General features: G+C 69.3%; 12 protein-coding genes. 4 read left to right on the forward strand and 8 right to left on the reverse strand.

Going from position 1 to position 12,314, the window contains the following annotated elements:
* The first annotated feature begins 5 nt into the window (after window positions 1-5).
* Window positions 6-605 carry an aldo/keto reductase gene (locus OG555_RS03750; RefSeq protein WP_329481202.1) on the forward strand — a complete coding sequence of 200 codons (600 nt, stop codon included), beginning with the start codon at window positions 6-8 and terminating at the stop codon, window positions 603-605.
* Between the two features lie 216 nt (window positions 606-821).
* On the opposite strand, the gene OG555_RS42705 is transcribed toward OG555_RS03750, so the two are convergent.
* From OG555_RS42705 to OG555_RS03765, 4 genes are all read right to left on the reverse strand, one after another.
* A complete protein-coding gene (locus OG555_RS42705; protein ID WP_442914480.1) occupies window positions 822-1,154 on the reverse strand; it encodes a hypothetical protein in 333 nt (110 codons plus the stop codon).
* Window positions 1,147-1,776, reverse strand: a complete 630-nt coding sequence (locus tag OG555_RS42710) for a type IV toxin-antitoxin system AbiEi family antitoxin domain-containing protein (protein WP_442914481.1) — start codon at window positions 1,774-1,776, stop codon at window positions 1,147-1,149. Before OG555_RS42710 ends, OG555_RS42705 begins: the two co-directional genes overlap by 8 nt.
* Window positions 1,777-2,043: 267 nt before the next feature.
* Window positions 2,044-3,516, reverse strand: a complete 1,473-nt coding sequence (locus tag OG555_RS03760; protein WP_329481206.1) for a leucyl aminopeptidase family protein — start codon at window positions 3,514-3,516, stop codon at window positions 2,044-2,046.
* 182 nt (window positions 3,517-3,698) lie between these two features.
* Window positions 3,699-3,866, reverse strand: coding sequence for a DUF3117 domain-containing protein (locus OG555_RS03765; RefSeq protein ID WP_012923066.1), 168 nt, complete (start codon window positions 3,864-3,866; stop codon window positions 3,699-3,701).
* A 166-nt stretch (window positions 3,867-4,032) separates the two neighbouring features.
* Between OG555_RS03765 and OG555_RS03770 the strand changes: the two genes are divergently transcribed.
* The 3 genes from OG555_RS03770 to OG555_RS03780 all read left to right on the forward strand — a co-directional run bounded on the left by OG555_RS03770 (window position 4,033) and on the right by OG555_RS03780 (window position 7,958).
* Window positions 4,033-4,863, forward strand: a complete 831-nt coding sequence (locus tag OG555_RS03770) for a PaaX family transcriptional regulator (protein ID WP_329481208.1) — start codon at window positions 4,033-4,035, stop codon at window positions 4,861-4,863.
* 32 nt (window positions 4,864-4,895) lie between these two features.
* Window positions 4,896-5,687 carry an enoyl-CoA hydratase/isomerase family protein gene (locus OG555_RS03775; RefSeq protein ID WP_329481210.1) on the forward strand — a complete coding sequence of 264 codons (792 nt, stop codon included), beginning with the start codon at window positions 4,896-4,898 and terminating at the stop codon, window positions 5,685-5,687.
* 150 nt (window positions 5,688-5,837) lie between these two features.
* Complete coding sequence (locus OG555_RS03780) at window positions 5,838-7,958, forward strand: alpha/beta hydrolase-fold protein (RefSeq protein ID WP_329481212.1); 2,121 nt, start codon at window positions 5,838-5,840, stop codon at window positions 7,956-7,958.
* A gap of 244 nt (window positions 7,959-8,202) precedes the next feature.
* On the opposite strand, the gene OG555_RS03785 is transcribed toward OG555_RS03780, so the two are convergent.
* The 4 genes from OG555_RS03785 to OG555_RS03795 are packed head-to-tail and all read right to left on the reverse strand — an operon-like array spanning window position 8,203 to window position 12,287.
* Window positions 8,203-8,763: a DNA-3-methyladenine glycosylase I gene (locus tag OG555_RS03785; protein WP_329481214.1), complete on the reverse strand. Its 561-nt coding sequence runs from the start codon at window positions 8,761-8,763 to the stop codon at window positions 8,203-8,205.
* Window positions 8,760-9,425, reverse strand: coding sequence for an SRPBCC family protein (locus OG555_RS42715; RefSeq protein ID WP_442914482.1), 666 nt, complete (start codon window positions 9,423-9,425; stop codon window positions 8,760-8,762). Before OG555_RS42715 ends, OG555_RS03785 begins: the two co-directional genes overlap by 4 nt.
* 12 nt (window positions 9,426-9,437) lie before the next feature.
* A complete protein-coding gene (locus OG555_RS03790) occupies window positions 9,438-11,390 on the reverse strand; it encodes a DivIVA domain-containing protein (RefSeq protein ID WP_329481216.1) in 1,953 nt (650 codons plus the stop codon).
* Between the two features lie 27 nt (window positions 11,391-11,417).
* A complete protein-coding gene (locus OG555_RS03795) occupies window positions 11,418-12,287 on the reverse strand; it encodes a TIGR00730 family Rossman fold protein (RefSeq protein ID WP_328526839.1) in 870 nt (289 codons plus the stop codon).
* Window positions 12,288-12,314 lie beyond the last annotated feature (27 nt).

The raw sequence follows: 12,314 nt of genomic DNA on the forward strand, positions 1-12,314 counted from the left end.
ACGGGTTGCGGTCGCGGCCGCGGCGACGACGGGAGCTGGATCCACTCGGAGGAGCCGGCCTCGTTGAAGGCGCAGGTCCACGAGAACTGGAGCACCTCGGCCTGGACGTCCTCGATGTCGTCAACCTGCGGACGGCCGCGCACGACGGCGGCAGCGAGGACTCGATCGCCGAGTCGTTCACCGTGCTGGCCGAACTGCAGCAGGAGGGCCTGATCCGGCACCTCGGCCTGAGTGGCGTGACGATCACCCAGATCCACGAGGCGCAGACCATCGCCCCGGTCGTCACTGTGCAGAACCTCTACAACCTCGTCCGCCGCCACGATGATGACGTCGCCGACTACTGCGCCGACCAGAACATCGCTTTCGCCCCGTTCTTCCCCCTCGGCGGCTTCACACCACTCCAATCCGAAACTCTGGCAAAGGTAGCCACCCGTCTGAACGCCACACCGCAACAGGTCGCCCTGGCCTGGCTCCTCCAGCGCTCGTCGACGAGCATCGTCATCCCGGGCACGTCCTCAGTCGGGCACCTGCGCGAGAACGTCGCCGCCGCCGACCTACTCCTCCCGGCCGACGCCGTCGCCGACCTGGACACAATCAGCACCTGACCCAGCACCGCCCCAGACTCCGCCACCACCCTCCGATGGCCGACCCAGCGCCGCCCCGACTCCCCCACCATCTGATGGGCTGACCCAGAAGAGGGTGGCTTGGCCAGCCGGAACCCAAGCCGCCAACCCACCACCTGATGGGCTGACCCTGGGCTGACCCAACAGAAGGTGGCTCGGCCAGCCGGAACCCAAGCGGCCAACCCACCACCTGATGGGTCAACCTGCGAGCTGGGTACGGCGGGAGCGGGTGAACGCCTCGCGGATGCGCAGGGCGGTACGGCCCGGGTGATCGAGATCGGGCCACGTGGTCCGGACAATCTCCAGGCCGAGTGCGCGGAGACGGTCTTCCCGGCGCTTCTCCCGGATCAGGATCTCTCGCCGTCCGTCGACATACTTCAGCATGCCGTCGAACTCGACGATCGTGTCCAGCTCCGGAAACCAGAAATCGGTCCGCCCGATCACCCCTGCGTCGTCCACGAACACCGCTTGGAGAACTGGCGCCGGAATCCCTTCGTTGCGCATCAGCACCCGGAGCCGGGACTCACCCACCGACTCGGCAAGCGGATCGGCGAAGTCCAGGGCCGATCGGATCGCCGGACCGCCTGGCCAGAACTCGACCACCTCCCGAAGGCGCTTGAGGTCCTCGACGCTGACGTCCGTACGGCGCAACGCCGCATCCGCACTCACGACGGCGGCCTCGAACGTGGCCCGGCCGGCGGTCTCGACCAGTGCACGAGCGACCGACGTCACCGCCATGCCGGCGGTCTCGGTCAGATCCAGGTGATCGAGCACCCCGCGATGGTGCCGTACTCCGGCCGTGAGACCGCTGCGACCGCTGGTCCGCGTCAACTGAACCTCGGCGAGATCGGCGTTCCAGACGGGTACGCCGTGCATGACCAGGGCGGAGTGATGACTGACGACCGCCGTTCCCGGCTGCATCGAGTTCATTGCGGCGTGCACGAGTTTCCCGGTGGCGGAACACCTGCCGATCCCAGGACTCCATCGCAACGAGGTCTGCGCGCTCGGCGTACTGCCCGTACCGGATTCGCACCCACCGGCCGTCCGCCAGACGTTCACGAATCTGCTCGCGGGTGTATCCGGCATCGACCGCCTGACGCGTGCTGACAACGCCGCCTTGGCCGGCCGCAATCCGCTTCAACTCTGGATTCACCCGGCCAGCATCCAGCAACTACAACCCCGTGCCCACCCCACTTTCCATCCCTGTGGACAACTCACTCCGCAGCGGACCGATCCCCCTCTGATGGGCTGACCCATCACAGGGTGGGTTAGCCAATCGGATTCCCATGGGCCAACCCACCCTCCGGTGGGTCAGCCCATCAGAGGGGGGCGCGCGGGGGCGGGGCGGAGGACGGACCGGTGGGTCAGCCCATCAGACGGGCCACGGTCCGCGGCGGCGAGGCGGAGGGCGGAGGGTGGGTCAGCCGATGCCGGAGGTTGGGGTGTCGGAGGTCAGCCAGGTGGTGAGGAGGCGGGCGCCGGCGCCGGTGGCGCCGGTTGAGTACTCGAAGCGGTCGGCCGGGGACTCCGCGATCGACGACAGGTCCAGGTGGGCCCAGGGGATGCCGCCGGTGAAGGCCTTCAGGAAGAGGGCGGCGGTGATCGAACCCGGGCCTTTCGAGCTGTTGACCGAGTCGGCGATCGGGGTCGCGATCAGCTCCTCGTACTCGGCCGGCAGCGGCATCCGCCACAGTTCCTCACCGGAGACCCGGCCCGCGTCGGCGAGGTTGTCGGCGAGGGCGTCATCGGTCGCGAACATTCCGCCGTACAGCATCGATCCGAGCGACACCTTGATCGCGCCGGTCAGCGTGGCGATGTCGACGACCACATCGGGCTTCAGCTCCTTGACGGCGTACGCGAGCCCGTCGGCCATCACCAGCCGGCCCTCGGCGTCGGTGTTCTTCACCTCGGTCGTGCGGCCGCCGTAGTGCCGGATCACGTCATCGGGCCGGTACGCCGATCCCGACGGCATGTTCTCGGCCGCGCAGATCAGTCCCGTCACCTTGACCTGCGCTCCGAGCTCACGCAGTGCGGACAGGGTGGCGATCACCGAGCCGCCGCCGGTCATGTCGCGCTTCATCGAGACCATGCCCTCGCGCGGCTTCAGCGACAGGCCGCCGGTGTCGTAGGTGATGCCCTTGCCGACCAGGACGACGTACGGCGTGTCCTTCGTGGCACCGTCCGGCACATAGTCCAGCCGGATGAACCGCGGCGGCCGGGTCGATCCCTGGCCGACCGCGAGGATGCCGCCGAACCCGTCCGCGGCGAGCTTCTTCTCGTCCCAGACCGTCACCTGCAGCCCCGTCGACGCGGCCAGCTCGGTCGCGCGTCCGGCCAGCCAGGCCGGGTCCTTCTCGTTCGACGGGGTGATCGCGAGCTGCCGCGCCAGCCAGCCGGTACGCCCGATCACCACGCCGCGGTCGAGCACGGGCTGCCGCGCGGTCGCCGAACCGTCGGTCAGGACGAGCCGGGTCAGCACGGGCTTGCCCGCGTCGACCGTCTTCAGCGTGTACGTGAACGATCCCAGCACGACGCCCTCGGCGAACGCCTGCAGTGCCGCATCATCGATGCCCTCGGCAACGACCGCGGTGAGCTCGTCCTTGCCGCGACCGAACCGGGCGATGGCCGCACCGGCGTGTCGCAGGTCCTTGGCACTGCCGTCACCGGCACCGACCAGCAGGATCTCGGTCACCTCACCGGACAGCAGTGGGTACGCCGCGGTCGCGCCGGCGGATGGCGTGAAGCCGGTCGCCTGCTGGGCTTCGAGCAATCGGCCGAGGTCGACGCCGAGGCGCTCACCGGCCTCCTTCCCGGCGGCCGGCAGGCCGCCCTCGCCGACCACGATCACCCAGGTCGGGGCGCCGTGCACCGGCAGACCGGGCTGCCAGGTCACGGCCGGAAGAGTCGGGAACGGAGGAGTGATGCTGCGGCGAGCCACTAGGACGACCTCACTGGTTTGATCAAAAGGTGGTATTTGGCCGGGCCAACCGTAACGACCCCGGCCGGTGCCGAAAAGGGCACCCACCGGGGTCGAAGTGATTGGCTGAGGTGCGAGGGCACCCCCGGAGGATTCGGTCAGCCGACGACTGCTTTGAGCGCGTTGCCGAGCTCGGTGGCCTCGTCCGCGTTCAGCTCGACGACGAGCCGGCCGCCGCCCTCGAGCGGAACCCGCATCACGATCCCCCGACCCTCCTTGGTGACCTCGAGCGGACCATCGCCCGTCCGCGGCTTCATCGCCGCCATGCGCGCACCCCTTCCCAGTCTCGGTGTTGAGCGACGACACCGCGCGGGGAACCGTCGCCGGCGCCGTTGCGGTGATGCGCCGTCGGCGCGTATCGCAGTGTGTATCGGACCCCATTATTCCCGATCGCAGGCCAGAGCCGTGCACCATACGGCAGACTCAAGTCTTGTGCACGCCCGTTCAGCCCTTTTCGACCTGTACGGCGACCACCTGCGCGCGCGTGGTGCGCGCGCCCCGGTCGCGGCCCTGGTCCGGCTGCTCGCGCCGCTCGGCGTCCATCCGCCGGCGGTCCGGACCGCGGTGTCCCGGATGGTCCGGCAGGGCTGGCTGGAGCCGGTCCGGCTCGACGGCCAGCCCGGTTATGCGCTGACCTCCCGGGCGCGTCGCAGGCTCGACGACGCGGCCGCCCGGATCTACCGCACCGCCCCCGACGGCACCCCGGTCGGCGCCGGTGCGGAGGGCTCCGGCGACTGGGATCGGCACTGGCATCTGGGCATCCTCCGCGAGGTCCCGAACGCGCGCCGCCGCGAACAGCTGGCGAGCCAACTCGCCTTCCTGGGTTGGGCTCCGCTGTCCGACGGCGCCTGGGTCGGGCTGCGCAACGACGCCGAGGTGGACCAGATCCTCGGTGTGGAAGGAATCGCCGCGGACCGGTTCCGCGCCCCGGTGGACGACGGTGCCGTCGAGTTCGCTCGCCGGGTCTGGCGGCTGGACGAGCTCGGCGCGTCGTACGACGCCTGGCTGATCGAGGCCAAGGCCTTGGTGGACGGCGCCGGCCACGAACCCACCTCGGACACGACCGACGAGCAGGCCTTCGCGGTCCGGTCCGAGCTCGTGCACGAATGGCGCAAATTCCTGTTCCGGGATCCGGGGCTGCCGGCCGAGCTGCTGCCGGACGACTGGGCCGGCACGCGGGCCGCGGCGTTCTTCGATTTCCACGCCGAACGACTGAGCCCCGCGGCCGGGCGTTTCGTCGACGACTGCCTGACACTGCACTGAAATTCTCACCGACTGTCAAGGAGCTGACCACGATGAGTGACTCCGTCACCTACGCCGTCGCCGAGGGCGTGGCCACCATCACACTGAACCGGCCGGACGCGATGAACTCGCTCGACATCGCGACCAAGGTCCTGCTCCGCGACACCGTCCAGGCCGCCGCCGAGGACGACGCCGTACGCGTGGTCGTGCTGACCGGGACCGGGCGGGCGTTCTGCGTCGGCCAGGACCTGAAGGAGCACATCGGGCTGCTCGAGGCGAACGACACGGCCGCGCTGTGGAGCACGGTGCCGGACCACTACGCGCCGATCGCGCTCGCGCTGGCGGAGATGCCCAAGCCGGTGATCGCGGCGGTGAACGGGGTCGCGGCCGGCGCCGGCGCGTCAATGGCGTTCGCGTGCGACTTCCGGGTGGTCGCGGACACGGCTGGGTTCAATCTCGCCTTTACCGGGATCGCACTGTCCTGCGACACCGGGATCTCGTGGACGCTCCCCCGGCTGATCGGACACGCCAGGGCCCTCGAAATGCTGTACTTCCCCCGCACCGTCCCGGCCGCCGAGGCCCTCGACCTCGGCCTTGCCACGTCGGTCGTCCCGGTCGCTGATTTCGAAAGCGCCGTCGCCGACCTGGCCGGCAAGCTCGCCGCCGGACCCACCGTCGCGTACGGCGCCGTCCGCCAGTCGCTCGGGTATTCGGCGACCCACACGCTGGCCGAGTCGCTGGCGTTCGAGGCCGGCAAGATGCAGCTCACCGGCGACACCGACGACCACCGCAACGCGGTCGCCTCCTTCGTCGCCAAGCAGAAGCCCACCTTCGAAGGCCGGTGACCTCCGTACCGACGGACGGGTAGTAGTCCCCTCCACCGCGCCGTCCACGCCGCCGGTACGCCGCGGCGTCAGTCTCGGCGCCGAGGACTACCCGTTCTTCGGTACATACTCGATCTTGTAATCGTTTACGTAAGCGATTACAAAGCTGCTGTGAGGAAACTGCTGCTGCCTGCCGCCCTGACCGTCGCCACGCTGGTTGGGAGTCTTGTCGTGCCTGGTTCGAGTGCTCAACCGACCGCCTCGCCCGGAGTGATCACCCCCGCCGCCGTGCGGTCGGCAACCCTGGGCGAGGACATCGACTACAACGTCTACCTGCCGGCCGGGTACGCCGACTCGACGCAGCGCTACCCGGTGCTGTATCTGCTGCACGGTCGCGGCGACTCGATGGCGGCCTGGACGCAGGTGAAGAGCCGGCTCGACGAGTTGATCGGCTCCGGCGAGATCCCGCCGACGATCGCGATCATGCCGGACGCACCGTGGAGCAGCCGCGCGAGCTGGTACGTCGACTCCGCGTATCGCGGCGCGGACCCGGGGCGGCCGGTCGAGACCGCGTTCTTCCGGGACCTGGTGCCGCACGTGGATGCGACGTACCGGACGATCGCGGACCGGAGCGGGCGCGCGGTGGCCGGGTACTCGATGGGCGGCGCGGGCGCACTGCGGTACTCGCTGGCGCATCCGGACGTGTTCGGTGCGTCGATCGTACTCAGCCCGGCGGTGTACGTCCCGTTGCCGCCGGCGGACTCGAGCACCCGGGACTTCGGTGCCTTCGGCAAGGGTACGGATCCGTTCTCGGAGTCGACGTACCTTCGGTTGAACTGGCCGGCGGCGTTGAAGTCGTTCGCATCGACTGGGCTGCAGTCGCATATGTACATCGCGGTCGGCGACGACGAGTACAAGAACCCGAAGGCGGTCGACGCGACACACGACCTCGACTTCGAGGCGCACATCCTGTTCAACCAGGCGGTCCGGGTGCCGAACCTTACGTCGGAGTTCCGGGTCGTCAACGGCGGGCACGACTGGGACGTTTGGGGGCCGTCCTTCGCGGACGGAGCGAAGTACATCTTCCAGTACATCGGGAAGCCGCCGGCGACGCCGATGCAGGCGACGATCACCGGTACGGCGGGTGAGGACCGGGCCGGCGGGATCGCGGCTGATGCCTCAGGCAATGTTTATCAGGCGGTCGCGGTGGAGGGGCCGCTGGATGGTCAGCCGTACGCCGGCGGGAAGGACGTCGCGCTGATCAAGTCGCGACCGGACGGGACGCGCGAGTGGACGCGATCACTCGGGACCAGTGGGACGGAACGCGCGTACGGCGTTGCCGTCGATGCCGACGGGCGTGTCGACGTGACTGGGTACACAACCGGTGATCTCGACGGCGCGCATGCGGGGAACGCCTCGGATGATGGGTTCGTGGTCCAGTTCGACGGTGACGGGAATCGCCGGTGGCTGACGCAGTTCGGCGTATCCGGGGTGGCCGATCGGAGCTACTCGGTGGCTGTCGACGGGACCGCGATCTACGTCGTTGGTTACACCAAGGGTTCGTTGGGTGGGGCGAACCAGGGCGACAAGGACGTGTTCGTCGCTCGGCTCGATGGTGACGGCCGGCAGGTCTGGTTGCGGCAGGTCGGGAGCACGGGCGAGGACAAGGGGATGGCGGTCGCGATCTCAGGTGGGGCTGTGTATGCGGCGGGGATGACGGCCGGCACCCTCGGTACGTCGGCGGGTGGGGTCGACGGCTTCGTCACGCGCTACTCGCCATCCGGTGAACCCCTGTGGATGCGGCAGTTCGGCACACCTGCTTCCGACGAGGCGTGGGGGCTGACGGCTGATCCTTCCGGCGGCGTCTACCTGACCGGCTATACCGCCGGCGACTTCTCCGGCACGTTGGCCGGCGACAAGGACTTCCTCGTCGCGCGCGCCGACGGGGACGGCGTACTCACCTGGCGGGATCAGTTCGGTACGCCGGGGAACGACAAGGGCGCCGCAGTTGCGGTAGACCCGTCAGGCAACCTCTACGTTGCCGGCTTCACGGACGGAGCGTTGGTAACTCCACTCGGCAAGTTCGACGCTGTACTCACGACGTACTCTCCCGACCGCACCCGGATGTGGACACGTCAGTTCGGCACGGCCGACGACGACGCGGCCGATCCGTTCGCTGAAGCAAACGTGTATCTGGCCGCGACGCCGACCCACGTCCACCTGTCCGGTCTGACCAACACCGACGTCTTCCACACCACCTTCACGCCGGCGGGTCAGAACGAGTCCCCGTAAACGTTGGTGGGCCCCCCGACCGCGTTCCGGCCGGGCGAGTCACGGCCGGACAACCACCTGACAGTCGGGGGTGCCCGCCGAACACTTCATCACGTTCAGTGCCCAAAGCACAACTCGTTCAGCCGTTTGTGTTTGGGCAATTTAGCGACTTCTCAGGGACGCTTGCAGATGCACAAATCACCTGCACGTGCAGGCGCTCGCGGCGCTCGAAGAGCACCCGTCTGCACGTGCGATCGACCACGAATCAGCGGGCGATGCAGGTCGAGAGGTGGTCGTTGACGATGCCCGTCGCCTGCATCAGCGCGTAGGCGGTGGTCGGGCCTACGAAGACGAAACCCTTCTTCTTGAGGGCCTTGGACATGGCCACCGATTCGGGCGTGGTGGCAGGCACGTCGCCGAGGGTCTTCGGGGCCTTGTGCTCGGCGGGCCGGAAGGACCAGAGGAAGTCGCTGAACTCGCCGTCGTCGAGCTCGAGCAAGGCGCGGGCGTTGGTGATCGTCGCGTTGATCTTCAGCCGGTTGCGGACTATGCCAGGGTCGGCCATCAGCCGGTCGAAATCGGCGGCGTCGTACTTGGCGATGATCGTCGGGTCGAAGTGCGCGAACGCGGCGCGGAAGTTCTCCCGCTTGCGCAGGATGGTGATCCACGAGAGGCCGGACTGGAACCCTTCCAGCGTCATCCGCTCGAACAACGCGAGGTCGTCGCGGATCTCCTTACCCCACTCGTTGTCGTGATACTCGACGTACTCCGGCGCCGACGTCGCCCACCCACATCGCGGCTGCCCATCCGGCCCGATCACCGTCATCCTTCTACCTCCCGCACCAACCGCCGCAACGAGACCCGCATCATCACCTCAAAAGCCGGCCGCACAACACGCCAGCCAAGCACCCCGATCCGCCCCAACGGCGGCACCACATCCTCAGCCCACGTAAACGTGCACCTGCCGGCCCCGCCAAACCCAGCCCTCGCTCCAGCCGCACCGGACCCAGAGGTCCCGGCGGACCCAGAGGTCCCGGCGGACCCAGAGGTCCCGGCGGACCCAGAGGTCCCGGCGGACCCAGAGGTCCCGGCGGATCCAGTGGTCGTCGCGGATCCAGAGGTCCCGGCGGACCCGGGGGTGGTGGCGGAATCGGGGGCCGTCGTGGATCCGTGGGGCGTGGTGGAGCTGGGGGTGATCGTAAAGGTGCCGGTGCCGCGGACGAGTTTGCCCAGGTGTTTCACCGTGCACTCGCGCGGTGGCTCCCAGTGTGTGATGACCATGTCGTCAGTGAACCCCAAGGCACCGACAGAAGTCCGCGCCGCGACGCCACCGCCCACCCCGGCGCCGCCCTGCTCAGTCGCCCAGACGCGCGTCAACAACATCCACCGCGACTGCCGCTCCCAATCCATCACCACGTCCCACGCAGCCTGCGGCTCCAGCCGCAGCTCGATCGACGCCTCCGCGTGACAGCTAGCCTCGGATCCCATCACCCGAGTAGATCAGTTGGGCCGCTGATAAGCACCTTCATCAGAAGCCCCACTGTGCCGACCCTGCGAACCCTCATCGCCCTCGTCCCCCGCCTGCCCATTCCCTGCCGCCTGAGGCCACACCGGCCCGCCCTGCTCCCCCGCCGGCGGCCAAAACTGCCACCCCTCCTGCTGCTGCCCCGCCTGCTGATAGCCGGCCTGCTCCTGCTCGGCCGCCACCTGCTGCTGGTAGTCAGACTGAGCCGCCTGCTGCTGATAGCTGGGCTGGGTTGCCTGCTGCTGATAGCTAGGCTGGGCCGCCTGCTGCTCGGCAGCCGGCGGTTCCTGCTGGTTGCTGGGCTGGGTTGCCTGCTGCGCAGGCGGCTGTGCGGCACGAGCCGACTGCTGTTGCTCCGGCGCCGTCGGTTGTCCCTGGTGATACTGGGCCGCCTGCTGTTGGTAGCCAGGCTGTCCTGCCTGCTGCTGCGTCGCTGGCTGCTCCTCCTGGTACACGGGCTGCGCAGCCTGCTGTTGCTGCTCCTGCTGGTAGCTGGGCTGGGCTGGCTGCTGCGCAGGCGGTTGTGCGTCCGGAGCTGACGGCTGCTGCCACTGCGGAGCCGGCGTGGGCAGCACCCAGTGCGGGGTCGGCGCAGGCTGCGCCTCGACCGGTGGCACAGAAGGCCTCGGCTGCTGAGCCTCAGCCGGAGGAGCCACCTGCTCCTGCACCGCCCGCGGCTCATCCCCGCGGAACCACGCCGCAGATTCCGCCGGATCTGCCACCGAAGTGGGTCCCTGCGGCTGCTGCGGTGAGTAGGCCTCCTGCTGCTGGGCACGAGCCTCAGGCTCCCGCGGGGTGTACGCCTCAGGCTGCTGATACGCCCCCGGCTGCTGCAGTGCGTTGGCCTCCGGCTGCTGAGTGCGCGGCTCAGGCTGCTGGCTCACGTAGGCCTCGGGCTGCTGTTGCGCGTACGCCTCCGGCTGCTGGGGAGTGTTGGTCTCTGGCTGCTGGGCACGAGTCTCGGGCTGTTGGAGTGGCGGGTCGGCGGGGGCGCGGCGGGGGGTGGTGGGGTGGGACTGGGCTTCGAGGAGGGCTCGGGCTTCGGCTTGCAGGCGCTCGTATTCGTCGGCGGCTGCGGCGTGACTGGTCTGTGGGACCTCTCGGGTGTCCTCGTCGTCGTCCTCGGCCGAGGCTTCGGCGGAGGGCTTGGCCGGCGCGGTGGTTGGCTGCCCGAGGGCGGACTGGCCGACGGCGGATTGCTCCGCGGTGAGCGGGTCAGCGGTCGGGTGTCCGAGCGTGGGCTGCCCGGCGGTTGATGGCCTGCCGGTGGATTCCCCGGCGGCTGGCTGTCCCGCGGCGGGCTGCTGGGCGGCGAACTGCTGTACGGACGCCTGCCCCGCGGCGGCCTGCTCGGCTGTGGACGGCTGCCCCGCGGTGGACTGCTCGGCAGTCGGCGGCTGAGCCGTGGTGGGCTGCTCGGCGGTGGGAGGCTGGGACGGGGTGGGCTGGTCTAGGGCGGGCTGTTCGGTGGTGATTGGGGCCGTGGGTGCCGGCTCGGCGGTGGCGGATTCGGGGAAGTCGCCGCCTACGAGGATGGGCGGTTGTACGCCGGTGTCGTCGAACTCGGCCGGGTCGTAGGTGCCGCGGGACGTGAAGCCGGCCCCGTCCGGCGCCTCCACGATCGGGGCGACCGCGCGTTCGAGGTCGGCGATCCGGCGGTCGCGTTCGGCGACCTCCTTGGCGACGCGTTCGAGGAGCGTGTCGACCTCGTCCATCCGGTAGCCGCGCAGCCCGACGCCGAACCGCGCCGACTCGATGTCGGTGGAGGTGAGCGCCTGCCGGGCCGGGACAGTCATGTCGGGCCGGTCGTCGTACGCCGTACTCATGGCACCCCAACGACCCGAGGCCACGACAGCGACAGCCCCGATCAACAGCACCACGATCAGCCCGAAGAACCACATCACGGGACCGATCGTGCCATGCCGCACCAGTCAACCGCACAGATGCCCGGGGATTCAGCTCCCGTCGGACCCGAGCCGGTGCGCCTCGCGCCGCGCCCGCGCCTCCGGGCTGTCCGCCTCGGCCACCTCGCGGGCGGCCGCCGCGGCAGCCTCCTCCGCGGCCGCGTCGGCGACCTCGCCGGCCTTGACGATGTAGCTGATCGCCTCGTCCACGTCGTCGGTGATGGTGAACATCTCCAGATCGGCCGACGAGATCTTCCCGTCCGCGAGCATCGTGTCCCGCAGCCAGGACGCCAGCCCACCCCAATACGACGTACCGAACAGCACGACCGGGAACGACGTGACCTTCCGCGTCTGAGCCAGCGTGAGCGCCTCGAACAGCTCGTCGAGCGTGCCGAACCCGCCCGGCATCACCACGAACCCCTGCGCGTACTTCACGAACATCGTCTTCCGGGTGAAGAAGTACCGGAAGTTCATGCCGATGTCGACCCACTCGTTCAGGCCGTTCTCGAAGGGCAGCTCGATGCCCAGCCCGACCGACACGCCGCCCGCCTCGGAGGCACCCTTGTTCGCCGCCTCCATCACGCCCGGCCCGCCACCGGTGATCACCGCGTACCCGGCCTCGACCAGCTTGCGACCGCACTCCTCCGCGGCGGCGTACATCGGGTCGTCGGGCTTGGTCCGGGCGGAGCCGAACACGCTGATCGCGGGGCCCAGCTCGGCCAGCATGCCGAATCCCTCGATGAACTCCGACTGGATCCGCAGCACTCGCCACGGGTCGGTGTGCACCCAGTCCGACGGCCCGCGGCTGTCCAGCAACCGCTGCTCGGACGTGGACTGCTGCACCTGCTTGCGCCGCATCACGACCGGCCCGCGCTGCTGCTGGCCGATCGGACGGTCGGGGTGGATCGAGGGTTCTGCCATGACTCCAGGTTATGACCTAGCCGGAGT

The sequence above is a fragment of the Kribbella sp. NBC_01484 genome (assembly GCF_036227145.1).
Taxonomy (GTDB): domain Bacteria; phylum Actinomycetota; class Actinomycetes; order Propionibacteriales; family Kribbellaceae; genus Kribbella.